Annotated in this window: 28 protein-coding genes and 1 other RNA gene; 16 read left to right on the forward strand and 13 right to left on the reverse strand. The window is 62.8% G+C overall.

The window, feature by feature from the left end; translation table 11 throughout:
- Window positions 1–42 precede the first annotated feature (42 nt).
- The 5 genes from ndk to GRI34_RS06970 all read right to left on the reverse strand — a co-directional run bounded on the left by ndk (window position 43) and on the right by GRI34_RS06970 (window position 3,175).
- Complete coding sequence (gene ndk / locus GRI34_RS06950; protein ID WP_160595305.1) at window positions 43–465, reverse strand: nucleoside-diphosphate kinase; 423 nt, start codon at window positions 463–465, stop codon at window positions 43–45.
- A gap of 85 nt (window positions 466–550) precedes the next feature.
- Window positions 551–1,045, reverse strand: a complete 495-nt coding sequence (locus GRI34_RS06955) for a hypothetical protein (protein ID WP_160595306.1) — start codon at window positions 1,043–1,045, stop codon at window positions 551–553.
- Window positions 1,046–1,109: 64 nt separating this feature from the next.
- On the reverse strand, window positions 1,110–1,547 hold the full coding sequence (locus GRI34_RS06960; RefSeq protein ID WP_160595307.1) for a DNA polymerase III subunit chi: 438 nt from the start codon (window positions 1,545–1,547) through the stop codon (window positions 1,110–1,112).
- Window positions 1,544–1,690, reverse strand: a complete 147-nt coding sequence (locus GRI34_RS06965; protein ID WP_100259362.1) for a DUF2256 domain-containing protein — start codon at window positions 1,688–1,690, stop codon at window positions 1,544–1,546. The genes GRI34_RS06960 and GRI34_RS06965 overlap by 4 nt, the downstream gene beginning before the upstream one ends.
- A gap of 24 nt (window positions 1,691–1,714) precedes the next feature.
- Window positions 1,715–3,175 carry a leucyl aminopeptidase gene (locus tag GRI34_RS06970; RefSeq protein ID WP_160595308.1) on the reverse strand — a complete coding sequence of 487 codons (1,461 nt, stop codon included), beginning with the start codon at window positions 3,173–3,175 and terminating at the stop codon, window positions 1,715–1,717.
- Between the two features lie 100 nt (window positions 3,176–3,275).
- On the opposite strand from GRI34_RS06970, the gene GRI34_RS06975 reads away from it, so the two are divergent.
- From GRI34_RS06975 to rsmA, 4 genes are all read left to right on the forward strand, one after another.
- A complete protein-coding gene (locus GRI34_RS06975) occupies window positions 3,276–5,621 on the forward strand; it encodes an LPS-assembly protein LptD (protein ID WP_160595309.1) in 2,346 nt (781 codons plus the stop codon).
- A gap of 143 nt (window positions 5,622–5,764) precedes the next feature.
- On the forward strand, window positions 5,765–7,117 hold the full coding sequence (locus GRI34_RS06980; RefSeq protein ID WP_325065197.1) for a peptidylprolyl isomerase: 1,353 nt from the start codon (window positions 5,765–5,767) through the stop codon (window positions 7,115–7,117).
- Window positions 7,114–8,127: a 4-hydroxythreonine-4-phosphate dehydrogenase PdxA gene (pdxA, locus tag GRI34_RS06985; RefSeq protein ID WP_160595310.1), complete on the forward strand. Its 1,014-nt coding sequence runs from the start codon at window positions 7,114–7,116 to the stop codon at window positions 8,125–8,127. Before GRI34_RS06980 ends, pdxA begins: the two co-directional genes overlap by 4 nt.
- Window positions 8,120–8,944 (forward strand): 16S rRNA (adenine(1518)-N(6)/adenine(1519)-N(6))-dimethyltransferase RsmA, encoded by an 825-nt coding sequence (rsmA, locus tag GRI34_RS06990; protein ID WP_160595311.1) that lies wholly within the window; start codon window positions 8,120–8,122, stop codon window positions 8,942–8,944. Before pdxA ends, rsmA begins: the two co-directional genes overlap by 8 nt.
- On the opposite strand, the gene GRI34_RS06995 is transcribed toward rsmA, so the two are convergent.
- The gene (locus GRI34_RS06995) at window positions 8,941–9,720 is read right to left on the reverse strand and encodes a DUF2189 domain-containing protein (RefSeq protein WP_160595312.1); all 780 of its coding nucleotides are present in this window, start codon (window positions 9,718–9,720) and stop codon (window positions 8,941–8,943) included. The two genes, rsmA and GRI34_RS06995, sit on opposite strands and share 4 nt — an antisense overlap.
- 60 nt (window positions 9,721–9,780) lie before the next feature.
- Window positions 9,781–11,886: a malate synthase G gene (locus tag GRI34_RS07000; RefSeq protein WP_160595313.1), complete on the reverse strand. Its 2,106-nt coding sequence runs from the start codon at window positions 11,884–11,886 to the stop codon at window positions 9,781–9,783.
- A 129-nt stretch (window positions 11,887–12,015) separates the two neighbouring features.
- Between GRI34_RS07000 and GRI34_RS07005 the strand changes: the two genes are divergently transcribed.
- The 4 genes from GRI34_RS07005 to GRI34_RS07020 all read left to right on the forward strand — a co-directional run bounded on the left by GRI34_RS07005 (window position 12,016) and on the right by GRI34_RS07020 (window position 15,891).
- The gene (locus GRI34_RS07005; RefSeq protein ID WP_160595314.1) at window positions 12,016–13,224 is read left to right on the forward strand and encodes a hydrolase; all 1,209 of its coding nucleotides are present in this window, start codon (window positions 12,016–12,018) and stop codon (window positions 13,222–13,224) included.
- Window positions 13,221–14,237, forward strand: a complete 1,017-nt coding sequence (locus tag GRI34_RS07010) for an arginine N-succinyltransferase (RefSeq protein WP_160595315.1) — start codon at window positions 13,221–13,223, stop codon at window positions 14,235–14,237. Before GRI34_RS07005 ends, GRI34_RS07010 begins: the two co-directional genes overlap by 4 nt.
- Complete coding sequence (locus GRI34_RS07015) at window positions 14,234–15,484, forward strand: N-succinylarginine dihydrolase (RefSeq protein WP_160595316.1); 1,251 nt, start codon at window positions 14,234–14,236, stop codon at window positions 15,482–15,484. Before GRI34_RS07010 ends, GRI34_RS07015 begins: the two co-directional genes overlap by 4 nt.
- Window positions 15,485–15,633: 149 nt before the next feature.
- A complete protein-coding gene (locus GRI34_RS07020) occupies window positions 15,634–15,891 on the forward strand; it encodes a hypothetical protein (protein ID WP_160595317.1) in 258 nt (85 codons plus the stop codon).
- Between the two features lie 256 nt (window positions 15,892–16,147).
- Here GRI34_RS07020 and ssrA read toward each other — a convergent pair.
- Window positions 16,148–16,492, reverse strand: a transfer-messenger RNA (tmRNA) gene (gene ssrA, locus GRI34_RS07025).
- A 48-nt stretch (window positions 16,493–16,540) separates the two neighbouring features.
- The gene (mscL, locus tag GRI34_RS07030; protein WP_100259372.1) at window positions 16,541–17,005 is read right to left on the reverse strand and encodes a large conductance mechanosensitive channel protein MscL; all 465 of its coding nucleotides are present in this window, start codon (window positions 17,003–17,005) and stop codon (window positions 16,541–16,543) included.
- A 136-nt stretch (window positions 17,006–17,141) separates the two neighbouring features.
- On the opposite strand from mscL, the gene GRI34_RS07035 reads away from it, so the two are divergent.
- The 5 genes from GRI34_RS07035 to GRI34_RS07055 are packed head-to-tail and all read left to right on the forward strand — an operon-like array spanning window position 17,142 to window position 20,621.
- Window positions 17,142–17,744, forward strand: coding sequence for a LemA family protein (locus tag GRI34_RS07035; RefSeq protein ID WP_160595318.1), 603 nt, complete (start codon window positions 17,142–17,144; stop codon window positions 17,742–17,744).
- 8 nt (window positions 17,745–17,752) lie between these two features.
- Window positions 17,753–18,577, forward strand: coding sequence for a TPM domain-containing protein (locus tag GRI34_RS07040; RefSeq protein ID WP_160595319.1), 825 nt, complete (start codon window positions 17,753–17,755; stop codon window positions 18,575–18,577).
- Complete coding sequence (locus GRI34_RS07045) at window positions 18,577–19,254, forward strand: TPM domain-containing protein (protein WP_199800127.1); 678 nt, start codon at window positions 18,577–18,579, stop codon at window positions 19,252–19,254. Before GRI34_RS07040 ends, GRI34_RS07045 begins: the two co-directional genes overlap by 1 nt.
- A 9-nt stretch (window positions 19,255–19,263) precedes the next feature.
- Window positions 19,264–19,836, forward strand: coding sequence for an NUDIX hydrolase (locus GRI34_RS07050; RefSeq protein ID WP_160595321.1), 573 nt, complete (start codon window positions 19,264–19,266; stop codon window positions 19,834–19,836).
- A gap of 2 nt (window positions 19,837–19,838) precedes the next feature.
- The gene (locus GRI34_RS07055; protein WP_160595322.1) at window positions 19,839–20,621 is read left to right on the forward strand and encodes an SDR family oxidoreductase; all 783 of its coding nucleotides are present in this window, start codon (window positions 19,839–19,841) and stop codon (window positions 20,619–20,621) included.
- 37 nt (window positions 20,622–20,658) lie between these two features.
- Here the strand turns inward: GRI34_RS07055 and GRI34_RS07060 are convergent, their stop codons facing one another.
- Genes GRI34_RS07060 through GRI34_RS07065 form a run of 3 tightly spaced genes read right to left on the reverse strand, consistent with a single transcriptional unit; the run spans window position 20,659 to window position 21,146 of the window.
- Window positions 20,659–20,877: a PspC domain-containing protein gene (locus tag GRI34_RS07060; RefSeq protein ID WP_160595323.1), complete on the reverse strand. Its 219-nt coding sequence runs from the start codon at window positions 20,875–20,877 to the stop codon at window positions 20,659–20,661.
- Complete coding sequence (locus GRI34_RS13210; RefSeq protein WP_198507709.1) at window positions 20,874–20,993, reverse strand: recombination protein F; 120 nt, start codon at window positions 20,991–20,993, stop codon at window positions 20,874–20,876. Before GRI34_RS13210 ends, GRI34_RS07060 begins: the two co-directional genes overlap by 4 nt.
- Window positions 20,994–21,026: 33 nt before the next feature.
- Window positions 21,027–21,146, reverse strand: a complete 120-nt coding sequence (locus tag GRI34_RS07065) for a recombination protein F (protein WP_090481021.1) — start codon at window positions 21,144–21,146, stop codon at window positions 21,027–21,029.
- 230 nt (window positions 21,147–21,376) lie between these two features.
- On the opposite strand from GRI34_RS07065, the gene recF reads away from it, so the two are divergent.
- Entirely contained in the window at window positions 21,377–22,453 is a 1,077-nt protein-coding gene (recF, locus tag GRI34_RS07070) for a DNA replication/repair protein RecF (RefSeq protein ID WP_160595324.1), read from the forward strand.
- Here the strand turns inward: recF and GRI34_RS07075 are convergent.
- Window positions 22,450–23,151 carry an arylesterase gene (locus GRI34_RS07075; protein ID WP_234028169.1) on the reverse strand — a complete coding sequence of 234 codons (702 nt, stop codon included), beginning with the start codon at window positions 23,149–23,151 and terminating at the stop codon, window positions 22,450–22,452. The two genes, recF and GRI34_RS07075, sit on opposite strands and share 4 nt — an antisense overlap.
- 47 nt (window positions 23,152–23,198) lie before the next feature.
- Here GRI34_RS07075 and GRI34_RS07080 point away from each other — a divergent pair, with 47 nt between their 5' ends.
- Window positions 23,199–23,888: an ABC transporter ATP-binding protein gene (locus GRI34_RS07080; protein WP_160595325.1), complete on the forward strand. Its 690-nt coding sequence runs from the start codon at window positions 23,199–23,201 to the stop codon at window positions 23,886–23,888.
- The gene (locus GRI34_RS07085) at window positions 23,885–26,392 is read left to right on the forward strand and encodes an ABC transporter permease (protein ID WP_160595326.1); all 2,508 of its coding nucleotides are present in this window, start codon (window positions 23,885–23,887) and stop codon (window positions 26,390–26,392) included. The genes GRI34_RS07080 and GRI34_RS07085 overlap by 4 nt, the downstream gene beginning before the upstream one ends.
- The last annotated feature ends 56 nt before the right edge of the window (window positions 26,393–26,448 follow it).

Here is a 26,448-nt window from a genome sequence, read left to right on the forward strand (position 1 = left end):
ATCAGGCTTTTTCCTGATAATTTATAACAAATGATATGTCGCTTAGCCGACGATTTCGTCGTCGTTGAAGAAGAACGCGATTTCCTTGGCAGCGTTTTCATCGCTGTCAGAACCGTGAACCGAGTTGGCTTCGATCGATTCCGCATAGGTCTTGCGGATGGTGCCTTCGTCGGCATCGGCCGGGTTGGTTGCGCCCATCACGTCGCGGTTGCGCTTCACGGCGTCTTCGCCTTCGAGCACCTGCACCACAACCGGGCCGGAGATCATGAATTCGACCAGTTCGCCGAAGAAGGGACGTTCGCGGTGGACGTCGTAGAAGCCTTCGGCCTGTTCGCGGGTCATGTGGATGCGCTTCGAAGCGGCGACGCGAAGGCCGGCTTCTTCAAGCATCTTGGTGACGGCGCCGGTCAGGTTGCGACGCGTGGCATCGGGCTTGATGATCGAAAAGGTGCGGGTAACCGCCATGATATGTGTTCCTTGCGAAGTGTCTTTTATGGGGGAGAATGTTCTCGCGCGCGCCCCTAGCGCCGCGCGCGCCCGCGAGCAAGCTTTAGCCGATTCCCGCGCTTACGGTCAGTTCCGCTTCGCTGCCGTCATCTGACGCGCGGATGGTGGCGGCAAAGGTCGTGCCGTCATCGAAATTTTCACCCGCGAGCACTAGGGCGCTTTCGCCCGGTATGTCTGAGGTGACGGAAAAGCCCGCTTCGCCCGCGAGTTCACGGTAGAATTCGGCGAGCGCGTCCCGGTCGAGCTCGCTTGCGAAGACGATAGTCACCAGCCGCCCCTCGCCCTGTTCGACGCGGGTCACGCTTTCGATTGTCGCACCGGGAGGCAGGACGAAGGGTGCCGGAAGCACCGGGTCGACCGTTCGGCCTGCCGCCAGTGTCGTGCGGGTGCCGTCGCCATCGGTGTGCACCGCGCGCACTTCGCCCGTTTCAGGATCGACGGTGTAGCTGCCGATCGGCTTGGCATCCTCTTCCGCCACCTCCGCTTCGGAAGGGTCCTGCGTATCGCCGCACCCGGCCAGGGCCAAGCAAGATGCCATGATGAGTGGAAATGTGCGCCCCATGCCCAACCGACGGGCGAAACGGCGAAGGGTTCCAGCCGGTCTAGCGCCCTTCGCGCCAACCGCCTTCGGGGGTCTGCTTGAAGATGCGGTTGTCGATGTCTTCCCGCGGCGCCAATTCGCGCCACAGATTGCGCGCGGCGTCGGTCGCTTCCTCTCCGAAAAGCAGCATGACCCGCTCCAGTGCGGTTGCTTCCTCGCGCCAGGTGCCATCGGCGAGGACAAGGATCTGCGCCTCATTCACCGGATTGCAGGTATCGGAGATGGTGATCGGTTGGCGCGCCGCATGCGGACCGTCGGCAGGGCCGTTGGCAAGGAATCCGCTAGCTGCCCAAAGCGCTTCGCCAAGGCGTTCGCGGAGTCCTTCATCGGCGGCGACGATGGCGAGCCGCATCCCGGCCTGCATTGCCTTGCCCGCCAGCTTGACCACGGTCACATCGACCGGGTCGCGGCTGAGCTGGTAGAAATCAACGCGCGTCATGCGGTCCCGCTACCCTTGTTGCGCCTGCACTTCTCGGAACAATAGCGCACATTCTCCCAGTCCCGTTCCCATTTCTTGCGCCAGGAAAAGGGCAGCCCGCAGGTCTCGCAGACCTTGCTGGGCAAATCCCCTTTCCTGCGCATCTTGGGAATGACGAAAGCTCCCGCTTAGCCTTCGGCGGTATCGGAAACGATGCGGTCGATCAGGCGGACACCGTAACCCGTCGCGCCCTTGCCCCAGGTGCGTCCTGGCTTGTCCGACCAGGCCTTGCCCGCGATGTCGATATGCGCCCAGGCGACATCGTCCGCGATGAAGCGCTGGAGGAACTGGGCCGCCGTGATCGAGCCTGCACCCTTGCCGCCGATATTCTTCATGTCGGCGATCGGGCTGTCGATCAGCTTGTCGTACGCCTTGCCCAGCGGCATGCGCCACACCGTGTCGCCTGTGGCTTCGCCGGCGGCATCGATATCCTTGGCCAGTTGGTCGTCGTTCGCGAACATGCCGGCGTGCTCGTTGCCAAGCGCGATGATGATCGCGCCGGTGAGCGTTGCGAAGTCGATGACGCGGGTCGGCTCGAACTCCTGCTGCGTCCAGTGGAGCGCGTCGGCAAGGACGAGGCGTCCTTCGGCGTCGGTGTTGAGGATTTCGATAGTCTGGCCGTTCATCGACGTGACCACGTCGCCCGGGCGCTGCGCGTTACCGTCAGGCATATTCTCGACGAGGCCCATGACGCCCACGACATTGGCCGGGGCCTTGCGCTTGACCAGCGCAAGCATGCCGCCGGCAACCGCGCCTGCGCCGCCCATATCCCACTTCATGTCTTCCATGCCCGGACCCGGCTTGATCGAGATCCCGCCGGTGTCGAAGGTCACGCCCTTGCCGACAAAGGCGATCGGGCGTTCACCTTCTTCTCCGCCGTTCCAGCGGATCGCAAGAATGCGCGAGTCGCGGGTCGAACCCTGTCCGACACCAAGGAGCGAGCCCATGCCGAGCTTTCCCATTTCGGCTTCGTCAAGGACGATCAGTTCCGCGCGCGTGCCCTCGAAACGCTTCTGGCAGCGTTCTACGAAGCTTTCCGGATATATGATGTTGGCAGGTTCGGTCACGAGTTCGCGCGTAAATTCAACGCCCTCTGCAAGTGCTTCAAGCTCGTTCCAGGCAGTATCGGCATCGTCGGGCGCGCCGACCACGGTGACTTTCTTGAGCGTGATCTTCTGCTCGTCCTTCATCTTGGTGCGATAGATGTCGTAGCGCCAGTTACGCAGACGCATCCCGAGCAGGACATGGCCGACTTCTTCGGCCGAGAGACGGTTTTCGGTCACGTCGAGGACAAGCTCCTCGTTACCGGTCGACTGGTATTTCGCAGTCAGCGCAGCGCCGGCCTTTTCGAGATTTGCGAGACGCGCATCGTCTGACGCATCGCCCGCCCCCGCCACGGCAATGCGCGCAGCGCCGTCACCGCTGGCCACGAACCCTTCGAAGGTCTGGCCAGCGCCGCCCTTGAAGCGGGCTGCCTCTGCGCCTGCCTTCATGGCGGCGTCGAAGGATTGAGGAAGCTTGCCCTTGTCGGCGACATGCGCAATGAGGCGCGCCGCCTGCGGTTGGGTCTTGCTGAATTGGATGTGCATGGAAACTCCCGGAAAACTGTCTGACGCAGCCCGATCGCTGGATGCGGGGCCGCCGAGGATGGCGATTGCGATTAGGCGTGGGCGATGCGATAGGCAAGCCATGCTCCTGTGGCCCCAGCCTTCGCGCAATACCTTTTTGCACGCCTTCGGGGCCGGAGCGGGTGCGCTTGCTCTGGCTGCCGCTGCCCCGCTGGCCGCGCAGGACGGTGCGGCTACGGGCGCCGGGACGGTGGAAGAGCCCGAAGGTGAAAGCCCGACTGACCTGCCTCCTCCGCCGGACGCCGTTATCGTCGCGCAAAGTGACCTCGACCCGCCACCGACTGCCGAGTTCAACGAAGCTGGCGAACGCCAGATCGCCTTCGCATCCGACATCCTCAGCTACGATTCCGATGCCGATATCGTCACCGCGGAGGGCAATGTCGTCCTGCGCTCGGGCGAACGCTCGGTCCGGGCCGACAGTGTCAGCTGGAGCAGGCGGACCGGCGTTATTCTTGCCAGCGGCAACGTCCGGTTCGTCGATGAAAACGGCAACCAGCTCTTTTCGGACCAGGTCGAGCTGACCGACGAATTCGAAGCGGGCGCGCTGGAGAACCTCTTACTCGCGCTGCGCCAGGGCGGCCGTCTTGCCGCGCGGCGGGGTTTACGCGAAACCGACGGGACTATCGCGCTGCAAGAGGCCGCCTACAGCGCCTGCGCAGTCGTCACGCCCGAAGGCTGCAACAAGGACCCAAGCTGGCGGATCACTGCCGACCGCGTGATCTACGATCCGCAGGACTCGCGGTTACGGTTTCAAGGTGCTTACCTCGAGCTGTTCGGGGCGCGCATCCTGCCTCTGCCCGGCCTCGCAATCCGCACCGATGGCGGCGCAGTCAGCGGATTTCTCGTGCCGGACCTGCGCTTTTCGGAAAGCAACGGGGTCGAGGTTTCTGGAAGCTATTATATCCGCCTCGCCGACAACAAGGACCTGACGGTATCGGCCTACGCCTTCACCGAAGCGCCGCCGATGGTTTCCGCGCAGTGGCGCCACCTGACCGACAAGGGCGCTTACCAGATCACCGGCTACGCCACGAACAGCCGCCGCTTCACCGACGCAACCCGGACCGATACCTTCGAGAGCGAGCCGCGCGGCTACCTGTTCGCCAACGGCAAGTTCCAGTTCACCCCGGAATGGAGCCTCACCAGTTCCGTCCGGCTCGCAAGCGACCGCACCTTCCTGCGCCGCTATGACATCAGCCGCGACGATCGCCTGCGCTCGATGGTCGACCTGGAGCGGATCGACCGCAATTCCTACTTCTCGCTGGCGGGATGGGCGACACAGACGCTGCGCCTGAACCAAGATCAGGGCCAGGTGCCGATCGCCCTGCCCGCGATGGATTACCGCCTCCGCCTCGATGAACCGGTGCTCGGCGGCAAGGTCGAATTGCAGGCCAACACCCTCGCAATAATGCGCGCCGAAGGGCAGGATACCCAGCGCGCCTTTGCCCGCGCGAAATGGGACCTGCGAAAGATCCTTGGCCTTGGCCAGGTGGTGACCCTGACCGGCCTCCTTCGCGGCGATGTCTACCATTCCAACAACAACTTCCTGACCCAAACCGTGTCCTATCGCGGGGAAAATGGCTGGCAGGCACGCGGGGTCGCGCTCGGCGCGCTCGACGTCGAATGGCCGTTCGTCGGCGAGTTGCTTGGCGGGACACAGGTATTCACGCCGCGTGTGCAATTAGTGGTGACCCCTCCGATCAGAAACCTTGCCATCCCCAACGAAGATGCGCGGGCGATCGACCTTGAAGATTCCAACCTTTTCGCGCTGAACCGCTTTCCCGGATACGACCGGATCGAGGATGGCGCGCGCATCACCTACGGCTTCGACTGGCAGCTTCGCCGGCCGGGCTGGGAAGTTAAGACGACGCTTGGCCAGTCTTACCGGCTCGATGCCGACCGCGACATCTTCCCTGACGGCACAGGCCTGTCCGAAAAGGTCAGCGACATCGTCGGCCGTACCGAGCTGCGCTTCCGCGACTTCGTAAAGCTCACGCACCGCTTTCGTCTGGACAAGGACAACCTGGCCGTAAGGCGCAACGAATTCGACGCGACCGTGGGCACCAGCGCGACCTATGTCGAGGTCGGGTACCTGCGCCTCGATCGCAACATCACCTCGGTAGAGGATTTGCAGGACCGCGAGGAATTGCGCGCCGCGGCACGCCTGTCCTTCGCCAATTACTGGTCGGTTTTCGGGTCAGGTGTTTTCAACCTCACCAATCGCGAGGAAGACCTCAGCCTGTCGAGCGACGGTTTTCAGCCGATCAGGACGCGCCTGGGCCTTGCCTACCAGGACGATTGCCTCGAACTCGGCCTGACGTGGCGACGCGATTACGTGTCGGCAGGCGATGCCGAACGCGGCGATACCTTCCAGCTCTATTTCAGCTTGAAAAACCTCGGCTTCAGATAGGCGTTGAACAGGCCCTGCCATGTGGTTGGCAGGGCGAAATAAACGCGCTATCCGCCCACGCAATCAGCAACGGTTAAGCCACGCTTTGGCAAAGCCGTTACCTCTCCGGGTGCGCTCTGCGCGCCGCAAATGGAATTTTACGCGTGAACGCAACCAAGCTTGCCAAAATGTGCGGTTCTGCCGCTACTCTCGTCGCTACACTCGCCCTTGCCGTCACCCCGGCAAGCGTCGGTGCGCAGGCGTCGGTGACTGCGAACAACCTCGACCTTCCCGACAATCTCACGATGCTCACGAATCCGGATCCGAACGTGCGCCGTGCGACCGCCGTCGTAAACGGCCATGTCATTACCGGAACCGATCTCGACCAGCGTGTCGCCCTTCTGGTCGAAGCCAACAACACCGAACTGGCGGCTGAAGAACTGCGCCGCGTGCGCGAACAGGTCCTGCGTAACCTGATCGACGAGACCTTGCAGATCCAGGCAGCCGAGGCTGAAGACATCATGATTTCCCAGGCGGAAATCGATCAAACTTACGCCCGCCTCGCCGCACAGAATAATCGCCGCATCGAGGACATGCAGACCTATCTGTTCTCGATCGGATCGTCGCCGATATCATTGAAGCGACAGATTCACGGCGAACTCGCATGGCAGCGACTGCTGCGGCAAAAAGTCGCCTTCTTCGTCAATGTTTCCGCCGAAGAAGTGAATGAGCTGATGCAGCGCCTCGAAGCATCAAAGGGCACCGAAGAGTATCGCCTCGGCGAAATCTACCTGTCCGCGACGCCTGAAAACGCGGCCGCAGTGGAGGCCAACGCCCTCAAGATCGTCGAACAGCTCCGCCAGGGCGGCAGCTTCGTCGCTTATGCGCGTCAGTTCTCCGAAGCGTCGACTGCCGCAGTGGGCGGGGACCTTGGCTGGATCCGCTTGCCGCAGCTCAAGAACGCACAGCTCGAAGCGGTTGCGCAGGAAATGCAGCCCGGCCAGCTGGTCGGCCCGATCGAAATTCCGGGCGGCTTCTCGATCCTGTACCTGATCGAAAAGCGCCAGGTGCTTACTGCCGACCCGCGCGATGCAATCCTGAGCCTGAAGCAGATCCAGATCTCCTTCGACCAGAACGCCACGCAGGCTGCCAACGAAGCGCGCCTCCAGGAATTCCTCGCCGGCGTCCAGTCGATGCGCGGCTGCGGAAGTGCGAACCAGATCGCCGATTCCATCGGCGCCTCGGTTGTCGACAACGACCAGCTGCGCGCTCGTGCCTTGCCCGAACAGCTGCAACAGATTGTTCTTGGCCTGGGAATCGGTGAAACGACTCCTCCGTTCGGCGATTTGCAAGACGGCGTCCGTGTCCTGATGTTGTGCGGTCGTGACGATCCGGAAGTCCAGTCGGGCCCGAACTTCGACCAGCTCATGCAGCAGATCGAGGACGAGCGGATCAACCGCGCGGCGCAGCGTTACCTGCGCGACCTGCGCAACGACGCCTATATCGAATATAATTGACGCCCGCCCCGCTCCCCCTCGCCGTATCATTGGGCGACCCTGCGGGGATCGGGCCGGAAATTATCGCCGCCGCCTGGGCGCGCCGCGACGCTGAAGCGCTCGCCCCCTTCTTCGTGGTGGGCGGCGCAGGCGTAATTGCTTCGTCGGCACAATCGCTGGGGATGCCGCTTCCGGTCGAGCGCATTACCAATCCCTCGCACGCAGCACAGGTTTTCGGGCGAGCGCTTCCGGTGCTCGGGCTGGAAGACGACCCGTTCAGGCCGGGTGAACCGACCGAAAATGGCGCGAGGCTTGCTCTGCACTCACTGGAACGCGCGACCCAACTCGCGCTTGAGGGGGAGGCTGGAGCGCTCGTCACCGCGCCGATCGCGAAGTCCGAACTCGCAAAGGTCGGCTTCGATCATCCCGGCCAGACCGAATTTCTCGCTTCCGCTTGCTCGCTCGACCAGCGCGATGCCGTGATGATGCTGGCCGGTCCGAGCCTTCGCGCCGTTCCCTTGACCGTTCATTGCGCCCTTGCCGAAGTGCCCGGCAGGTTGAGCGTCGAATTGATCTGTCACCGGGCCCGCATCGTGGCTCGCGCGCTGCAACGCGATTTCGGCCTCGAACGCCCATGCCTCGCAGTTTGCGGCCTCAACCCACATGCCGGCGAAGATGGCCGCTTCGGCGATGAGGAACAGCGCATAATCGCGCCCGCGATCGAGGTATTGCGCGACGAAGGCTATGAAGTAAGCGGCCCTCACCCCGGGGACGCCCTGTTTACGCCGCGCGCACGCACGACCTTCGATGCCGCGCTGGCGATGTATCACGACCAGGCACTGATTCCCTTGAAGGCCCTCGATTTCGACGAGGGCGTCAATGTAACGCTGGGCTTGCCGATCGTACGGACGAGCCCCGATCACGGGACGGCTTTCGACATTGCGGGCAAGGCCATCGCCGATCCCGGGGCGATGATTGCCGCGCTGCGCATGGCAGGCGAAATGGCGCAGCGGCGCGCACGCCATGGCTGACTTGCCACCTCTACGCGAAGTGATTGCCCGTCACGGCCTCAGCGCGAGCAAGGCGTTGGGCCAGAACTTCCTGTTCGACGAGCAATTGCTCGACCGGATCGCCGCTATCCCAGGCGATCTTGCAGGGAAGAAAGTGCTCGAAGTCGGACCGGGCCCGGGCGGCCTCACCCGCGCCTTGCTACGCGCAGGCGCCGAAGTCACCGCGATAGAAATGGACAGTCGCTGCCTGCCTGCGCTGGCCGAACTTGGCGAGGCCTTTCCCGGCAAGCTCAAGGTCATTCAGGGCGATGCGCTGAAACTCGACCATGCCGAGATCATGGGCGGCGAGCCCTTCGCCGTCCTGTCAAACCTGCCCTACAATGTCGGAACTGCGCTGTTCGTGCGCTGGTTAGGTGGGGAAAGCTGGCCTCCGCTATGGACCAGCCTGACGCTGATGTTCCAGCAAGAGGTCGCCCAGCGCATCGCGGCCACCCCCGACAATTCCGCCTACGGCCGACTTGGCGTGCTGGCCCAATGGCGCAGCGCGGCGAAGATGGCGATGAAGGTCCATCGCAGCGCCTTCACCCCTCCGCCCAAGGTAATGAGCGCCATCGTTCACGTCGAACCGCGCGAAATGCCCGAAGGCGTCAGCGCCCGGATGTTGGAACGGCTCACTGAAGCCGCGTTCGGACAACGCCGCAAGATGCTGCGCCAGAGCCTGAAAGGCGTGCCCGGTGCGGTTGAAGCGCTCGAACAGGTCGGGATCGACTCCCAGCGCCGCGCGGAGACGCTTTCCGTCGACGATTTCGTGAAGCTGGCGCGGATCCTTTCCGCCTAAGCCACGTCGCGCACGATCCTGCGGTACAGGTGCCAGGTCGCGTGGCCAAAAATCGGTAGGGCCACCAGCAGGCCCAGGAACGCCGGGATCAGGGCGATCAGTAGCGATAGAGCGATAATCGCCGCCCACAGGGTGAGCATGAACTTGTTCGACCGGAATGCGGCTAGGCTGGTGATGATCGCCGTCAGAAAATCCACCTCGCGATCAACAAGCATAGGCAGGCTGACGACGGTCACAGCGTAGAACGCCAGCGCCATGATCGCGCCCACCCCCGTGCCGACGGCCAGCATCGCCAGCCCCGCAGGGGTCAGGAACGCCTCGACCGATTCAGCGCCGACGCCGGATTCTGCCATGAAGATCGCAAAAATGCCGTGGGCGATGATCATCCAGAAACTGAAGGCGACGAAGACGATCCCGCCCATCATGATGAGCTGCTCATCGCCCTTGCCTCTCACAGCACCGAGAACTGCGCCCCATTTGACCGGAAGGCCGGCCTCCCGCCTTCGGCTGACTTCATAAAGTCCGACTGCAGTGAACGGCGCGACGAGCGGGAAGCCGGCGACCGCGGGGACGAACCACATCGTCTCGCCCCATTCGACCGCCGCGACGTAGAGGAACAGGCCCGCCGCTACATAGATGGCAGCGAAGAACAGGCCGTAGACCGGGCAGGCGAGGAAATCGGCGAGGCCCGCCTTCAAGGCTTTGCCAAGATCGGTCAGTGACAGATTGCCTGCCACCCTCACCGGCGCGATTTGTACTTCGCCAGCCGCGTCCATCGTCCCGCCTCCTCTCGACCAGTCCGGTAGGAGGCAGTCTGCTACAGCTTCAGCCGGGCATCAAGCGCCCGCCTTTTTCCTCAAGCGCCAGGCATGGAGCAGCGGTTCGGTATAGCCGCTCGTCTGTTCGACGCCCTTGAAGATCAGGTCTTTAGCGGCGCTGAAAGCCGCGCCATCCTGGTTTTCCAGAAGCGGTTCGTAGAACGGGTCGCCAGCATTCTGCTCGTCCACCTTGGCGGCCATGCGGCGCAGGCTGTCCAGCACCTGCTCTTCGGAAATGACACCGTGAAGCAGCCAGTTGGCGATATGCTGGCTGGAAATGCGCAGCGTCGCACGGTCTTCCATCAGGCCGACATCGTTGATGTCCGGCACCTTGGAACAGCCCACGCCCGCATCAATCCAGCGCACCACATAGCCGAGGAGGCCCTGGCAATTGTTGTCCAGTTCCTCGCGGATTTCCTCTTCGGACCAATTGGTGCTGTCTGCCAGCGGAATGGTCAGCAGTTCTTCCAGCTTGGCCGCATCGCCGAGACCCTTCTGGATTTCGAACACATCCTCGCGGTGGTAGTGGATCGCGTGGAGCGTGGCTGCCGTCGGGCTCGGCACCCAGGCGGTGTTTGCCCCGGCGCGCAGGTGACCGATCTTTTCGATCATCATCTGGCCCATGAGGTCGGGCGCTGCCCACATGCCCTTCCCGATCTGCGCGCGCCCCGAAAGGCCATGCGCAAGTCCGATGCCGACATTGCGAGCCTCGTAGGCCGTGAGCCAGGCGGACGACTTCATCTCGCCCTTGCGCATCATCGGTCCTGCACGCATCGAGGTGTGGATTTCGTCGCCGGTGCGGTCGAGGAAGCCGGTGTTGATGAAGACGATCCGGTCCCGCACCGCGTGAATGCAGGCGGCGAGATTGGCCGAAGTACGGCGCTCCTCGTCCATCACCCCGACCTTCACTGTATGGCGCGGCAGGCCGAGCAGGTCCTCGACCGCATCGAACAGGTCGTTGGTGAAGGCGCACTCTTCGGGCCCGTGCATCTTGGGCTTCACGATGTAGATGCTGCCCTTGCGCGAATTGCCGTATTTGCCGAGGCCGGCGACGTCGTGCGCGCCGATGGCCGAGGTGACGACTGCATCCATTATGCCTTCTGCAATCTCCCCGCCGTCCCAGCGCATGGCGGGATTGGTCATCAGGTGACCGACATTACGTACGAACATCAGGCTGCGCCCGGGCAGGGCGAATTCGGTGCCGTCCTGAGCGGTGTATGTGCGGTCGCCTTCCAGCGCGCGCGTGACTGTTTTGCCGCCCTTTTCGAAGCTTTCCGACAGATCTCCGCGGATCACGCCGAGCCAGTTGCGATAGGCGAGCAGCTTGTCCTCTGCATCCACGGCGGCGACCGAATCTTCGCAATCAGCAATCGTGGTCAGCGCCGCTTCGAGATTGATATCGGCGATATTGGCCGGATCGCTGCGACCGATCGGATGGTCCGCATCGAACACAACCTCGATATGCAGGCCATTGTGCTTGAACAGGCAGGCCTTGTCGTTCCAGCCCACGCACTGCGCCGGGTCGGCAAGCGGGATGCCGTTGTGCTTGACGTCGGACAGTTCGGACCACTTCTTGCCATCAGCCAGCGGCACGGCCTCGTCCATGAAGGCTTTCGCCTTGGCGATCACTGCCACGCCGCGATCCTCGTCATATCCGCCGGGCCGCGCCGCAGGGGCGTCCAATGCATCGGTGCCGTAAAACGCGTCGTAAAGGCTGCCCCAGCGCGCATTTGCAGCATTGAGAAGGAAGCGCGCGTTGAGGATGGGGACGACCAGCTGCGGGCCGGCCATGGTCGCGATCTCGGGATCGACATTCTGCGTCCCGATGGTGAAATTGCCCGGCTCGGGCACGAGATAACCGATTTCTTCCAGAAACGCGCGATAGGCGGTTGCATCGTGAGGTTGGCCCGCGCGCTCCGTGTGCCACGCATCGATTTTCGCCTGAAGATCTTCGCGCTTCTGTAGCAGGGCGCGGTTGCGGGGCGCGAAGGTGCCGAGCAAGTCGGCGAAGCCTGTCCAGAAGGCGTCAGTATCGCGGCCGAGAGGCGCGATGACTTCGGTTTCGATAAAGGTAGCCAGAGCCGGATCGACTTCGATCCCTGCGCGCGTCAAGTAATCTGTCATGGAACTCCCTTGGGGTATTCGAATGGCAATGTGTACCCGGGGAGGAGCGATCCGACCTATGCCGCCAGCGGTTGACGATTGCAAGCGGCGGGGTGGACACTTGGCGCATCCCGACTAAGGAAGTTGCCAATGAAACCGGACAGTGCCCCGCAAGCCCTTCTCGATGCAATCGATGCAGACACCATGCTGCGCGAAGTCCAGGACTGGGCGGCCATCAACACCGGCACGGCGAACATCGAAGGTCTCGGAAAAATGGCCGGCGTCCTTGCCGACGCCTTCAGCGCCCTTCCCGGCGAAGTCGAGCTGGTCGAACCCGCCACCGTAACCGCCATCAGCGCCGACGGACGCGAGTTTGAAAAGCCCCATGGCAAGCACATGGTCCTGCGGGTGCGCCCCGAGGCCCAGCGGCGCTTCGTCATGACCGGCCACATGGACACGGTATTCCCTGTCGACCACCCCTTCCAGGAAACCGTGTGGCTGGACGACGAGACCATCAATGGTCCCGGCACCGCCGATATGAAGGGCGGGCTCAACGTCATCCTCCACACGCTCAAGCTGTTCGAGACGATCGAAGGTTCGCAGCGCGTCGGCTACGATGTGATGATCAATTCAGACGAGGAAACGGGCAGCCTTGCCAGCCGCAGCCTCATCGAGGAGCTGGCGCGCGGAAAATACGCGGCGCTGACCTACGAGCCGAGTGCATTGCCCGACGGCACGCTCGCCCATGCGCGCGGCGGGACCGGAAACTATTCGATCACGATCACCGGCAAGTCCGCCCATGCCGGGCGCAACCCGCACGATGGCCGTAACGCCATTGTTGCCGCCAGCGACCTGGTGCTGCGCATCAAGGCGCTCGAGGCGGATGACATTACCGTAAACCCGGCGAAGATCGAAGGCGGCGCGGCCAACAATGTCGTGCCCGACCTTGCAATCCTGCGCTTCAATATCCGTCCCAAGTCGACCGATGCGATGAACCGCTTCGACGGCGAACTCGATGCGATCCTGCGCATGATCGAGGCCGATCACGAGGTCGGCATCCACCGGCACGGAGGCGTCACCCGTCCGCCCAAGCCGGTCGATGAAAAGGCCCAGCGGTTGTTCGACCTCGTCAAATCCTGCGGCGCCGAGCTTGGCCAGGAGATCGGCTGGAAGAGCACCGGCGGCGTTTGCGACGGCAACAATATCGCCGCCACCGGCGTGCCCGTGGTCGACACCATGGGCGTGCGCGGCGGCGCAATCCACTCACCGGACGAATTCATGATCGTCCCATCCTTGCGGGAACGCGTGGCGCTGTCCGCGCTGGTCCTTACCAAGCTTTCCACCGGAGACCATTTGTGACTTTCCGCCTCCGCGCTGCCCATATCAGCGACCTTGAACACCTGTACGAAATGGCCAAGCTGACCGGTGGTGGCTTTACCAACCTGCCGGCAGACAGGGCGGCGCTGACCCGCAAGCTGGAGCGCGCCGAGGCCGCGTTTTCGCGCACCGACGACGAGCTTGGCGACGACCAGTTCACCCTCGTGCTCGAAAACACCGAAACCGGACAGGTGCGGGGCACGTGCCAGCTATTCACGCAGGTCGGCCAGCAATGGCCGTTCTACAGCTATCGCATGACCACGCTAACGCAGCACAGCCAGGAACTCGACCGCACCGTGCGCGCCGAAATGCTCAGCCTTACGACCGATCTCGAAGCATCGAGCGAAGTCGGCGGACTGTTCCTCCACCCGGGCGAACGTGCAGGCGGTCTTGGCCTCCTGCTGGCGCGCAGTCGCTACCTCTTCGTTGCGATGCACCGCGCGCGTTTTGCGGACCGTATCCTTGCCGAATTGCGCGGCGTGATCGACGATCGCGGCGGATCGCCTTTTTGGGACGGTGTTGCAGGGCGCTTTTTCGGCATGACCTTCCAGGAAGCGGACTATTTCAACGCCATCAATGGCAACCAGTTCATTGCCGATCTCATGCCCAAGCACCCGGTCTATATCGCCATGCTGGACGAGGAGGCGAAGAAGGTGATCGGCGTACCGCACCCGAGCGGCCGCGCGGCCATGCGCATGCTCGAGAACGAAGGATTTGCGGCCGAAGGCTATGTCGATATCTTCGACGGCGGTCCCACGATGACGGCCCGCACCGACACGGTGAAAAGCATTGCGGATGCGAAGCCCGCTGCCGTTTCGGCGACCGATCTGGAGGAAGGCGAGCGCGCCCTTCTCGCCACCGGGAAATTCGACGATTTCCGCAGCTGCTACGGCGTGCGGGCATTCGGTGACGATGACAGCATTGCAATCGATACGACTGCCGCCGAGACGCTCGGCGTGAGCAAGGGCGACGAAGTATGGAGCGTCGCGCGATGAGTCTCTTCGAGATCAATTTCGACGGCATCGTCGGGCCGAGCCACAATTACGCCGGCCTCAGCCTCGGCAATATCGCCAGTTCCAGCCACGGCGGGGATACCAGCTATCCGCGCGCCGCGGCCCTTCAAGGCCTCGGCAAGATGCGCTCCAATATGGAGCTTGGACTTGCTCAAGGCTTCCTTCTCCCCTTGCCGCGGCCCAACCTCGGATTGATCCGCGATCTGGCATTGGGTGCCGGTGCCCCGCGCCAGCTGATTGCAGCAGCATGGTCCGCCAGTTCGATGTGGACCGCCAACGCCGCCACCGTCAGCCCCGCTCCCGATACGGCAGACGGGCGGTGTCACCTGACGCCTGCCAATCTCGTGACGATGGCCCACCGCGCGCAGGAATGGCGCGACACCAAGGCCCAGCTCGACATAGCGTTCGGCGACAGCAAGCATTTCGCCGTCCACGACGCCATCCTGCCGACCTTCGGCGATGAGGGGGCAGCCAACCATATGCGCTTTTGCGAAGGGCATGGTGCCGAGGGCGTGGAAGTGTTCGTCTATGGTACGCAGGGCGGAAAATTTCCCGCCCGCCAGCACGAGCAGGCTAGCCGCGCCGTCGCTCGCCTGCACGGGCTGGACCCGGACAAATGCGTCTTCATCGAACAGAACCCGGAAGCGATTGCAGCAGGTGCGTTCCACAACGACGTGGTCTCGGTGGCAAACGAGCGGGTGCTGTTCACCCACGAGCGCGCCTTTGCCGACAAGCAGGGCGCCTATGACGCAATCGCAGCGGCATTCCCCGCTCTCCAGGTGGTCGAGGTGCCAGAAAGCGCCGTCAGCCTCGAAGAAGCGATCCGTACCTACCTGTTCAACGCGCAGCTGCTGACCCTACCGACCGGCGAAATGGCTCTCGTGGTGCCAACCGAATGCCAGGAGAGCGCCGCGGTCTGGTCGTGGTGCGAACATATGCTCGCGACGAATGGCCCGATCCGCAAGGTCATCCCTGTGGATGTGAAGCAATCGATGGCCAATGGCGGCGGCCCCGCCTGCCTTCGCCTGCGCGTGGTGGCCGATCCTGCCACGGTCGATCCGCGTTTCATGCTGGACGAAGCCAAGCTGGAACGCGTGGAGGCAGTCGTTGCGGAGAACTGGCCGGAACAGATCGATCCGGCCGATATTGGAAGCGATGCCCTGGCAAAGACGGTGATCGAGGCGCGCGAGGCGCTGCTATCTGTCCTGTCCTTGGACACTCTCGCTTAAACCGGCCCAACACGGTTAACGCGCTGGACTCGGCTTCCGCGCCGCGCCTACACTCCTCGTTGCATTAACCACCGGAAGCCGCAGGCTGGCAAAGAAACCCGCCTGATCACGCAGCCGGAAGTTAACAAATCGAGGAAGCGCACACACCCATGTGGACCAAGATCAAGCGGCTTTTCGTGATCAAGACACGCTTCGAAGCGTTCCTGATCATCTATGCCCTTGCACTTGGCGCCATGACGCGCGGCGCGCATTACACGGTCGAATACCCCGGCGTCGGCGGCTGGCTGCTGATGGCAGCCACCGCGGGCGCTGTGTTCCTGGGCGGTGCGAAAATCCTCGACGCGATCCGCTACGAAACCGAAGCGCGCAAGGCCGAAGAGGCCGAGACACCTAATACCGGCGCGTGAATCGGCCAGGTAAAAAACTATTCCATCGCGTTGGAATAGGGTTCGTACCCGAACCCCTAGCGGGATGGGGGTGCCTTTTTCTCGTCATTTCAATGATTTTGCTTGTTATTTTTCTGGCAAACATGAGAGACAGCGCCTTCGCGCAGGCAAGCGCAGGCGTGATTGCGATCGCGACTTTCATCGCGCTCATGGGCTTTGCTAAGAAGAACAGCTGAAGAAGGTGGGGGTTTCTGTTGCTAGCTACCCCCGGAGCCCCGGATTCCGCTTCTGTTGCCCGGTGGGTCCAACCGCGCTTTAGCTTTGTAAGATCAGGCCGTTAGGCCGTCAGGTTACGCAGCGATTGCGAGTGCTTCGTTATCGTTGGCACTTGTGTGTTGTGAACAGTTTTCCGGGTTACTCAGCCCGGGCGAAAACACTGTCTTTCAGCACACGTCGATCCTAGTTCGGCCCCGTCAAAAACCGCGCATTTACCGCGGGTTATGGTGGAGCCGCCGGGTACTGCCCCCGGGTCCGTTGTACCTATTGCACAGCGCAGTTTATCGCCATAGCCGGCCGAAACCGACAGGCCTCATATAGCGATCGAAGCCTTAATGTGAAGTGAGCGGGCGAATGCGGTGCACAAAGCGCCAGCTTCATGCACCGCAATCGTTTATCCCATCGGGCCGTTCTTGGGGGCACCGGGAGCGCCGCCTTTCAGCGCATCACGGATTTCCTTGAGCAGGTCGATCTCGCTCGGGCCTGCGGGTGCCTCTTCTTCCTTCTCCTCGAATTCGGCCATCACCTTCTTGGCGTAGCGAACGAGCAGGAAGATGATGAAAGCAAGGATGAGGAAATTGATGATTGCCGTGATGAAGCTGCCATATCCGATCATTGCTGCCCCCGCCTCTTGCAACGCGGCATAATCGTCCATCGCGCCCTCATATCCTTCCGGCGTGCTCAGCAGGATGAAATACCGGCTGAAATCGGCGCCGCCGAAAATGGCGCCGACGATCGGCATGATGATCTCGTCGGTCAGCGACTTCACGATGGTGGCGAATGCCCCGCCGATGATCACCGCGACGGCGAGTTCCATGACATTGCCCTTGGCAATGAATTCCTTGAAATCCTTGAGCATGAACTGTGTCCCTCCACTGCGACCCGGATGCTCAATTCCTGCCAAATTTGATGCAGGTCTACAAGCGCTGCAATCCTTGAACAGGGCTGCAACCGTGCTATCTAGGTAAAACAGTATTCGAAAAAGGGGTTTCTCGATGACACGTTTCGCCAGCTTCCGCGTCGCTTTCGTTGCCGCGGCCGCCATGGCTCTCTCGGCCTGCGGCATCAACTCGGTTCCGGCAGCGGAAGAAAACGCCAAGGCCAAGTGGGCCGATGTCGAGGCGCAGTTCCAGCGCCGTGCCAATTTGATCCCGAACCTCGTCGAAGTGGCGCAGGGCGCTGCCGAGAACGAGCGCACGATCCTCACCGAGGTCACCGATGCCCGCGCCCGCGCCACCAGCGTGAATATCGACGCTGCCGATCTCGGCGATGCCGAAAAGATGGCCGAATTCCAGGCCGCTCAGAGTCAGCTGGGTCAGGGCCTCGGTCGCCTGCTCGCAAGCTTCGAAGCCTATCCGCAGATCCAGTCGAACCAGAACTTCCTCGCGCTGCAGAGCCAGCTGGAAGGCACGGAAAACCGCATCGCCGTCGCCATTCGCGACTACAACGAAGCCGTGCGCGAATATAACACGACGATCCGCACCTTCCCCGACACGATCGGCGCCAACATCATCCACGGCGCAGAACCGCTGGTTCCCTACGAGGCTGCGACGGAAGGGGCTGAAGTCGCTCCGACCATCGACATGACCTCGAACTGAGCGCGTTGATGCGCCACCTGCTTGCCTTGCTCGCCTTGGCGGGGGCGCTGCTTGCGCCCCCTGCCTTGGCGCAGCAGTTTCCCGAGCTGACCGGTCGGGTCGTCGATCAGGCGGACCTGCTCACTCCGGCGGAAGAGGCAGAACTGACGCAAAAACTGGCTGCGCTGGAGGACCAGTCGCAGCGCCAGCTCGTCGTTGCGACCATCCCCAACCTGCAGGGATACGACATTGCCGACTACGGCTACCAGCTCGGCCGCGAGTGGGGCATTGGCGATGCAGAGCGCAACGATGGCGCGCTGCTCTTGGTTGCTCCGAACGAGCGCAAGGTACGCATCGAGGTCGGCTATGGCCTTGAAGGCATAATGACGGACGCCCTGTCCTCAATAGTCATACAGAACGCCATTCTTCCCGAGTTCCGGAACGACAATTATCCCGCCGGTATCAATGCCGGTGCCGATGCGATCATCAGCCAGCTGGTCCTGCCCGAGGACGAAGCGCGCCGGATCGCTGCAGAGGCGAGCCAGACGCGCGAAGCCGACAGCGGCTTCCCCTACGGCGGCCTGATCTGGCTTGGTTTCATCTTCTTCTTTTTCATCCTGCCCATGCTCACCGGCCGTGGCCGGAGGCGGCGCTACAAGCGCGGTCCGTGGGGTAACACCGCCCGCGACATCATCCTGTGGGAAGTCGGCTCTGCCATCGCGCGCGGCGCGCTGTCGGGCGGCGATGACTGGGGTGGCGGCTCTGGCGGCGGATTCGGCGGAGGCTTCGGTGGCGGCGGATTTTCCGGCGGCGGCGGCAGCTTTGGCGGCGGCGGCGCATCGGGGGGTTGGTAATGGCGAGCTATCTGAACGCAGAACAGCATAAGATCGTATCCGACGCGGTCGCTTCGGCAGAAGAGACGACTGCGGGTGAGATCGTGACCGTGCTGGCAGACCGCAGCGACGGATACACGGACGTATCGCTGGTATGGGCTCTGGCGCTGGCTTTCACCGCCATGAGCTTGTTCGCCCTGCTCCCGGTGCCGTTCCAGGATTTGTGGGATTCTCTGTTCGGCGGCTGGCGCCATGAATGGACCACGGGCGAAATCGCCAGCCTGACCATCGCGCTGGGCCTGATAACCTTCATCGCCGCATGGGCCATCCAGCTTTGGGATGCGCTTCGCTTTGCGCTTATCCCCGGACCGGTGAAATTTGCGCGGGTCCATGCGCAAGCGGTCAAGCACTTCAAGGTCGGTGCAGAGCGCCGCACCCATGGCCGGACCGGTGTGCTTCTCTACCTGTCCATGCGCGAGCACAGGGCGGAGATCGTCGCCGATGAACCGATCGCGGCGAAAGTAGATGCGGAAGTCTGGGGCGAAGCGATGGCCGACATGCTCGCGGAAATCAAAGAGGGCCGGATTGCCGAAGGTCTCGCTGCAGGCGTGCGCGACGTTGGCGCGGTCCTTTCCGATCACTTCCCGCGCGCAGAAGACGACGTGAACGAGTTGCCCGACCGCCTTATCGAAGTCTAGATACGCCGCATGGCCGAACCTATCGATGTGCCGGGCCGCGATGCGGATGCCGACAAACCCGAAGAAATCATGTGGCAAGGACGCTTCGTCACCACCAAGCGCCGTGGCCGCTGGGAATACGCCAGCCGCTCGCGCGGGATCCGGGCCGCCGCGATCATCGCCATTGACGAGGACGATCACGTCATCCTGGTCTCGCAATACCGCGTACCATTGGGACGCATCTGCCTGGAAATCCCTGCCGGCCTGATCGGTGACGATGAAGGCAAGTCTGGCGAAAACGCGGAAGACGCAGCGGCGCGCGAGCTGGAGGAAGAGACCGGCTACCGTGCGGCGCGGATGGAGAACCTTGGCGAATTCTATTCCTCGCCCGGAATGGTCAGTGAAAGCTTCACGCTCATGCGCGCCCATGGCCTCGAAAAGATTAGCGAAGGCGGCGGCACCGACAGCGAAGACATCGTCGTCCACCGCGTCCCCCGCACGCAGCTGGCGGAATTCGTTGCCCGCTGGCGCGCGATGGGTCACGGTGTGGATGTAAGGATCGCGATGCTGATGGCATCGCACGCAATGATATCGGGAGAGTAGGAATGGCGAAACGGTGTGCAGGTAAGCTGGCGCTGGTCACCGGCGCGGCGCAAGGCCTCGGACGTGCCCATGCAAGAAGGCTTGCCGAAGAAGGCGCGCGGGTACTGTGCACCGATATCAATGGTGAGGGCGCGCAGGCGACCGCCGCCGAAATCGTCGAAGAGATGGGCGCGGGCCATGCCTATGGTGTCCAGCATGACGTGACCAACCCAGAAGACTGGGAGCGGGTGGTCGAGACGGCCGATGCAGAACTCGGCGGCCTCAATGTCCTCGTCAACAATGCGGGTATCGGTGTCGCCGGAAACATCGAGACCTGCGATTTCGACGACTGGAAACGGTGTTTTTCCGTCAATGTCGATTCGATCTTCCACGGCTGCCAGAAAGCCCTGCCGCTGATGCGCGAGCATGCGCCCGGCTCGATCATCAACATTTCCTCGATCGCCGGGCTCATCGCCAGCGATACGATGCCTGCGTACAACTCATCGAAGGCTGCGGTGTGGATGCTGTCGAAGTCGATCGCGCTGCATTGCGCGAAGAAGCAAATGCAAATCCGCTGCAATTCCATCCATCCGACATTTGTCGATACGCCGATCCTCGACGGGACGGCACGGCATTCGGGGCTGGATAAGGACGTCCTGATGGACAAGCTGGCCCGGCAGATCCCGCTCAGGTTTGTTGGCGAGCCGAACGATATCGCCAACGCGGTGGTTTATCTCGCCAGTGACGAGAGCCGTTTCATGACCGGTGCGGAGCTCAAGCTCGACGGCGGTATCTCGGCCATGTGACGGAATAGAGGACGCGGTATTGCCCCCGCGTCCTCTGTCAGTCTGCGATCAGTCCGATCGCCAGGTAGATCAGGATGAAGCTTCCGAAGCCGAGCAGCGTTCCCAGGACGAAGCCGACGCGAACCAGCGTGGTGTCGATCCCGAAGTAGCGGCCGATACCGGCGCATACACCCATCATCTTTGCGTTCGTGCGATCCAGTTTGAAACTGCGGCTGGGGCGCACTGCATTGTCGTCGCGGAATTTCAGGTCGCTCATGCGATCATTCCGGTCGGGGTGGCATAGGCAATGGCGGTGGCGAAGAAGCCGGCCGAGATCATTACCGAAACGGCAGCGGCCATGACGCGGCTACCGATGTTTTCATTGTCGAACATAAGATGGTTTCCTTTAAATGGGTGGGCTGGTGATCAGGCGACGAGGCCGGCGGGCGTGGCGGGGATGATTGCGAAAGCCATGCTGAGTGCCGAAAGGCCAAGTGCGAAGACAGCTGCGAAAGCCTTGTTGGTGTCGAGTGCGAAAGCGGACATGAGTGATACTCCCTTTGTAATTTCTGCTTCCCTCCGGACCATCCGGGGGACACCAGATTGATTGCAACAGGCGTGCCAAACTTGAAAAACGGCGGAAATCTGCGGAAGCCCGCTTAATCTGGCAGACAGGTTTCGTTCATCAATCCGAAAGGTTGGGAAATTTCACCAACTATTGGATTTGGGTAATTTGCTGGCGGCGAGAGAGTGCCCGCGCTAACGCTTTTGGGCCCATGCTCGAGCGCATTTCCCTCACCCAATTCCGCAATCACGCCTCTACCAATTTGGAGGAAACGGCGCGGTTCAACCTGCTGGTTGGCGAAAACGGCGCGGGAAAAACCAATGTCCTGGAAGCGCTCTCCCTGCTTGCCCCCGGACGCGGCCTGAGGCGTGCGGCGCTGGTCGACATGGTTGCCCACGGCTCGCCGACCGGCTTCGCCATCGGCGCCGATCTCGCGCAGGACGAAGAGCGGGTCCGGCTCGGCACTTATACGGAAAGCGACAATCCCGGTCGCCGCAAGGTCAGGATCAACGGGGCCGAGGCCACCGCTTCGGCTTTGGGGGAGTGGCTGGCCCTGACCTGGCTGACACCTGCGATGGACGGGCTGTTTACAGGCCCTGCCGCCGACCGCAGGCGGTTCATGGACCGCATGGCTCTCGCTTTAGACCCGGCGCACGCAAGCTATGCTTCGCGCTATGAAGCGGCCCTACGCGAACGCAACCGGCTGCTGGCAGACGACCGCGCGCCGGACAGTTCGTGGCTCGATGCGATCGAGGCGCAGATGGTCGAACACGGCGGCAGGCTGATTGCAGGGCGGGCCGCGCTGGTCGACACGCTGATGGCCAGCATCGCGCATATGCCTGCCGAACCCTTCGCCCGCCCTGCCCTCACCTACTCGCCAGGCGGAGCCGACAATCCGGACGCCTTGTCGCAATCCCTATTCGAAAATCGCGTGCGCGACTGCGCAGCCCAGCGCACGCTCACCGGCCCGCATCGCGACGAGCTGGAGGTGATCCACGCGGCCAAACGCGTACCCGCGGCGCAAAGTTCGACCGGCGAACAGAAGGCCATGCTGGTCGCCATCACGCTCGCCCACGCTGGGTTGGCAGCCAAGGGGCGCAGTGGCATCCTGTTGCTGGACGAAGTCGCCGCCCATCTCGATCCGATCCGGCGCGCAGCCCTGTTCGACCAACTCGCCGCCAGCGGGGCGCAGGTTTGGATGACGGGTACCGAACTCGCACCCTTCGAGGCAATCGCGCCGCAAGCCGCCACCTGGCGGGTCGAAGGCGGCGAGGTCACGCGAATCTAGTCCGTAGCAGGAATAGCCGCTTCGATCCGATCCACGGTCGCCTCCACCAGGCGATCGATGCCTTCGGTCGTGGGATGGATGCGGTCATCCTGGAAGAGCGAGGGATCCTGGTAGATGCTCTCGAGCCAGAAGGGCACGAGCGTCGCGCCATATTCCTCTGCCAGCTCGGGATAGAGGTTGTCGAAGTCCTGCTGGTATTCCGGCCCATAATTGGGAGGAGCACGCATCCCCATCAGCACGACGGGAATATCGCGATTGCGCAATTCGCCCAGCATGCTTTCGAAATTGGCACGGGTCTGGTCGGGAGAAAGCCCGCGCAGCATGTCGTTGCCGCCCAGTTCGAGGAGAACGAGGTCCGGCTTCACGTCCTGCGCATCGAGCGCGAAAGCGAGGCGTTTCGCGCCTGCACCGCTCGTTTCGCCCGATACCGCAGCGTTGACCATCTGCGCGTTGATGCCGCGTTCGCGCAGCGCCCTTTCGAGGTCTGTCGGGTAGCTGTTCTCCAAGCCCACGCCATAGCCTGCGAACAGGCTGTCTCCGAAGGCGAGGATGTGGCGTTCGGGGCCCGCCACCTCGATCGTCTCGGCATTCGGAGCGGCAGCGCTCGTATCCTCTGTCCGATCGACCGTCTCCGCCTCGCTGCCACAGGCGGCAAGGGACAGGGCGGCGGCAAGCATCGACAAACTACGCAGAACCATCGGCGGACTTCCTTGAGAGTTGCTGTGCCATCTGCCATCGCAGCCGCGTGACCACTTCTCAAGATGCGATTTGCGCTCGCGACCTGCGCCTCACCCTCGGCTCCACCCAAGCCCCTGTCGAAATCCTCAAGGGGCTGGATCTCACCATCAAGCATGGCGAGACCGTTGCCCTGCTTGGTCCGTCCGGATCGGGCAAGAGCTCGCTCATGGCGGTTCTGTCGGGGCTGGAACGCGCGACAAGCGGCACGCTGAGCGTCGCGGGGCAGGACTTCGCGGCGATGGACGAGGACGACCTTGCCCGTGCGCGCCGCGGCCGCATCGGCATCGTGCTGCAGGCATTTCACCTCCTTCCGACGATGACCGCGCTTGAAAACGTAGCGACACCGATGGAACTGGCCGGCCAAAGCGATGCGCAGGAGCGCGCCAAGGCGGAACTGGAAGCAGTCGGTCTTGGCCACCGGCTAGATCACTACCCGCAGCAGCTTTCCGGCGGAGAGCAACAGCGCGTGGCAATCGCCCGCGCCATCGCTTCGCGCCCCGACCTCATTTTTGCAGACGAACCGACCGGAAATCTCGATGCGGCAACGGGGCACGAGATCGTGGAACTCCTGTTCGCCCGCCGGGCCGAAACCGGCGCCACGCTGCTGGTTATCACCCATGACCCCGAACTTGCCGATCATTGCGAGCGCGTCCTGACGCTTGGTGACGGTCGCATTGCGAGCGATACCGCCGCATGAGCTGGTCGACCGCCTGGCGGATCGCCCGACGCGATCTCAATGCCCGTTTCAAGGGCCTGCGCCTGCTGCTGGTATGCATCTTCCTCGGCACTGCAGCCCTCGCCGCAATCGGAACGTTAACTGCCGCAATCGAACGCGAACTGGCAGCCAATGGCCAGCAATTCCTCGGCGGTGACCTGCAGGTCGAGCTGTGGCAGCGTTCACTGAACGCCGAAGAGCGTGCGGCTCTGGAAGAACTCGGCACGGTATCGGCGGGCACGCGGCTGCAAGCCATGGCGCGCAAGGACGACAATGCCGCGCCCATCGAATTGAAAGCGGTGGACGAACTTTACCCGCTTTACGGCAAGCTTGTCATCCAAGGCGGGCGTGAAGTCACCGCACCTAGCGGCAATAAGGCCTATATTGCGCCTGGCGCAGCCGACCGGCTCGGGCTCGAGACTGGCGACACCTTCCTGATCGGCACAGAGACCCTGGAGGTCGCGGGCATCATCGCCGATGAACCCGACCGGCTTGGCGAAGGGTTCCAGCTTGGCCCGACCATCATCGTCGCCGAAGACGTTCCGGAGCGTGCCGGATTGCTCGCCCCCGGTGCCATGTACCAGAGCAAGACGCGGGTCGCTTTCGACACATCCCGCGACCTGGAATCGGTGGAAGAAGACCTCGAGGCGCGTTTCCCCGAGGCGGGTCTCGATATCGACACTGCCGACCGCGCGGCCCCTGGCACCGACCGTTTCGTCAGCCGGATGAGCGAATTCCTGACCCTAGTCGGCCTTGCGGCATTGGTGATTGCAGGGATCGGTATCGGCGGAGGCGTCTCATCCTATCTCGACGCGCGGCGCCAGTCCGTGGCTACCCTCAAGATCCTCGGTGCGACTAGCCGCGACATCGCGCGCATCTATGCTTTGCAGATATTTGCAGCCGCTGCGGTTGGCAGCATTGCCGGGCTCGCGGTCGGCGTTGCCGTCGTGCCGCTCCTCGCAACGGCGCTGGAAGGATTGTTGCCGGTCGATACGGGCTTCGTCATAGATCCGGGCGCCCTGCTCCTCGCCTCGGCCTATGGCCTCCTCGTCGCGCTTGTCTTCGCAGCCCCGCCGTTGATGCGGGCAAGGCATTTCCCTGCGATGGCGCTAATGCGCTCGAACATCGCCCCGCTGGCGCGCGATCGATCTGCTTTGTTCGTGGTGATCGCGGGTCTTGCAGCAATCGTCGGCCTTGCGCTCGTGACGGCCAGCCAGCCCCTTCTTTCCGGCGGTTTCCTCCTTGGTGCGGCAGTGGTCCTGGCCCTACTGGCGCTGCTGGGATGGGCCATTCGCAAGATTGCCGCTGCCCTGCCGCGTCCAACCAGCCCCATCGCCCGCACGGCATTGGCCAATATCTATCGCCCCGGTTCCAGCACTGGTGCGCTGGTCACCGCGCTGGGCTTCGGCCTTGCTTCCTTCGTCCTTCTGGCGGCGGTGCAAAGCGCCATCGATGGCAATATCGAGAAACGCGTCCCGGCACAGGCACCGGACTATTTCGTGCTCGACGTGCCGCGCGAACAGGAAGAACGCTTCAGCGAACTGATCCTGCAGACGGACCCGGACGCCGAGATCCGGACCGTTCCCGCGCTGCGCGGTTCTGTCCTCGCCTTCGGATCCGAAGGCAACATGACGCGGACATCCGAGCTCGAGGAAATCCCCGATGGTGCGTGGGCCCTTCGCGGCGAACGCGGCCTGACCTATGCCGACGCGGTTCCCCCCGGAAACAACCTGACCGAAGGGCAATGGTGGGACGCGACATATGGTGGCCCGCCACTGGTCTCGATCGACGAGGAATTCGCGCAGGCAGCAGGCCTAGGGATCGGCGACCGGCTGACCTTCGGCGTGCTGGGCGTCGAGGTGGAAACCCAGATCGCGAGCCTTCGCCAGGTCGACTGGGAAAGCATGGGCTTCAATTACGTCTTCGTGCTCAGCCCCAATGCCTTGGAAAACACGCCGCACAATCTGGCGGCAACCGTCGAGCTTGCCGAAGGCACGCCGACCGGCCCGCTGCTCCAAGCGCTGGTGCGCGAATTGCCTTCCACCTCGGTGATCGAGGTCGGCGGCGTCCTCCAGCAGGCACGAACAATCCTCGAACAGGTCGGGCTGGCGACGCTGGCTGCAGCGAGTGTGGCGGTTCTTGCCGGTCTCGCCGTACTTCTCGGCGCGATCGCAGCGGCGCGGGCCTCGCGGACCTATGACACGGTAGTCTTGCGCGTGCTTGGTGCAGACAGGCGTCAGGTGTTGGTCATGCAGCTGATCGAATACGCCCTGCTCGCAAGTGCGCTCGCTGTCGTGGCGCTTGGCCTTGGCAGCCTTACCGCATGGCTCGTCGTGACGCAGCTGTTCGAATTCGACTGGCTACCCGACTGGACCGAGGTCCTGTTGGTGCTTGGGCTTGGTCTGGCGACCGTCCTGGTCTTTGCCGTGGGTGGCTCGTTGCCCCTGCTGAGGGCCAAACCTGCACAGGCTCTGAGGGCGCTCTAAAAGAAAATCCCCCGCTCTGAGGCGGGGGATCAAGGCTGGGTCAGTCAGGGGACAAA

It is taken from the genome of Qipengyuania aquimaris, assembly GCF_009827445.1.
GTDB lineage: Bacteria > Pseudomonadota > Alphaproteobacteria > Sphingomonadales > Sphingomonadaceae > Qipengyuania > Qipengyuania aquimaris.

Excerpts from the sequence above, each read along its gene's own strand:
- recF (WP_160595324.1), top strand. The coding sequence starts at position 21,377 with ATGCTCGAGCGCATTTCCCTCACCCAATTCCGCAATCACGCCTCTACC.
- GRI34_RS07035 (WP_160595318.1), top strand. The coding sequence starts at position 17,142 with ATGACACGTTTCGCCAGCTTCCGCGTCGCTTTCGTTGCCGCGGCCGCC.
- GRI34_RS07055 (WP_160595322.1), top strand. The coding sequence starts at position 19,839 with ATGGCGAAACGGTGTGCAGGTAAGCTGGCGCTGGTCACCGGCGCGGCG.
- GRI34_RS13210 (WP_198507709.1), bottom strand. The coding sequence starts at position 20,993 with ATGTTCGACAATGAAAACATCGGTAGCCGCGTCATGGCCGCTGCCGTT.
- ndk (WP_160595305.1), bottom strand. The coding sequence starts at position 465 with ATGGCGGTTACCCGCACCTTTTCGATCATCAAGCCCGATGCCACGCGT.
- GRI34_RS06955 (WP_160595306.1), bottom strand. The coding sequence starts at position 1,045 with ATGGCATCTTGCTTGGCCCTGGCCGGGTGCGGCGATACGCAGGACCCT.
- GRI34_RS07075 (WP_234028169.1), bottom strand. The coding sequence starts at position 23,151 with ATGGTTCTGCGTAGTTTGTCGATGCTTGCCGCCGCCCTGTCCCTTGCC.
- GRI34_RS07000 (WP_160595313.1), bottom strand. The coding sequence starts at position 11,886 with ATGACAGATTACTTGACGCGCGCAGGGATCGAAGTCGATCCGGCTCTG.
- GRI34_RS07065 (WP_090481021.1), bottom strand. The coding sequence starts at position 21,146 with ATGTCCGCTTTCGCACTCGACACCAACAAGGCTTTCGCAGCTGTCTTC.
- GRI34_RS06970 (WP_160595308.1), bottom strand. The coding sequence starts at position 3,175 with ATGCACATCCAATTCAGCAAGACCCAACCGCAGGCGGCGCGCCTCATT.
- GRI34_RS06960 (WP_160595307.1), bottom strand. The coding sequence starts at position 1,547 with ATGACGCGCGTTGATTTCTACCAGCTCAGCCGCGACCCGGTCGATGTG.
- mscL (WP_100259372.1), bottom strand. The coding sequence starts at position 17,005 with ATGCTCAAGGATTTCAAGGAATTCATTGCCAAGGGCAATGTCATGGAA.
- GRI34_RS06975 (WP_160595309.1), top strand. The coding sequence starts at position 3,276 with ATGCTCCTGTGGCCCCAGCCTTCGCGCAATACCTTTTTGCACGCCTTC.
- GRI34_RS07015 (WP_160595316.1), top strand. The coding sequence starts at position 14,234 with ATGAGTCTCTTCGAGATCAATTTCGACGGCATCGTCGGGCCGAGCCAC.
- GRI34_RS06965 (WP_100259362.1), bottom strand. The coding sequence starts at position 1,690 with ATGCGCAGGAAAGGGGATTTGCCCAGCAAGGTCTGCGAGACCTGCGGG.
- GRI34_RS07020 (WP_160595317.1), top strand. The coding sequence starts at position 15,634 with ATGTGGACCAAGATCAAGCGGCTTTTCGTGATCAAGACACGCTTCGAA.
- GRI34_RS07040 (WP_160595319.1), top strand. The coding sequence starts at position 17,753 with ATGCGCCACCTGCTTGCCTTGCTCGCCTTGGCGGGGGCGCTGCTTGCG.
- GRI34_RS07060 (WP_160595323.1), bottom strand. The coding sequence starts at position 20,877 with ATGAGCGACCTGAAATTCCGCGACGACAATGCAGTGCGCCCCAGCCGC.
- GRI34_RS07045 (WP_199800127.1), top strand. The coding sequence starts at position 18,577 with ATGGCGAGCTATCTGAACGCAGAACAGCATAAGATCGTATCCGACGCG.
- GRI34_RS06995 (WP_160595312.1), bottom strand. The coding sequence starts at position 9,720 with ATGGACGCGGCTGGCGAAGTACAAATCGCGCCGGTGAGGGTGGCAGGC.
- GRI34_RS07005 (WP_160595314.1), top strand. The coding sequence starts at position 12,016 with ATGAAACCGGACAGTGCCCCGCAAGCCCTTCTCGATGCAATCGATGCA.
- GRI34_RS07085 (WP_160595326.1), top strand. The coding sequence starts at position 23,885 with ATGAGCTGGTCGACCGCCTGGCGGATCGCCCGACGCGATCTCAATGCC.
- GRI34_RS07050 (WP_160595321.1), top strand. The coding sequence starts at position 19,264 with ATGGCCGAACCTATCGATGTGCCGGGCCGCGATGCGGATGCCGACAAA.
- rsmA (WP_160595311.1), top strand. The coding sequence starts at position 8,120 with ATGGCTGACTTGCCACCTCTACGCGAAGTGATTGCCCGTCACGGCCTC.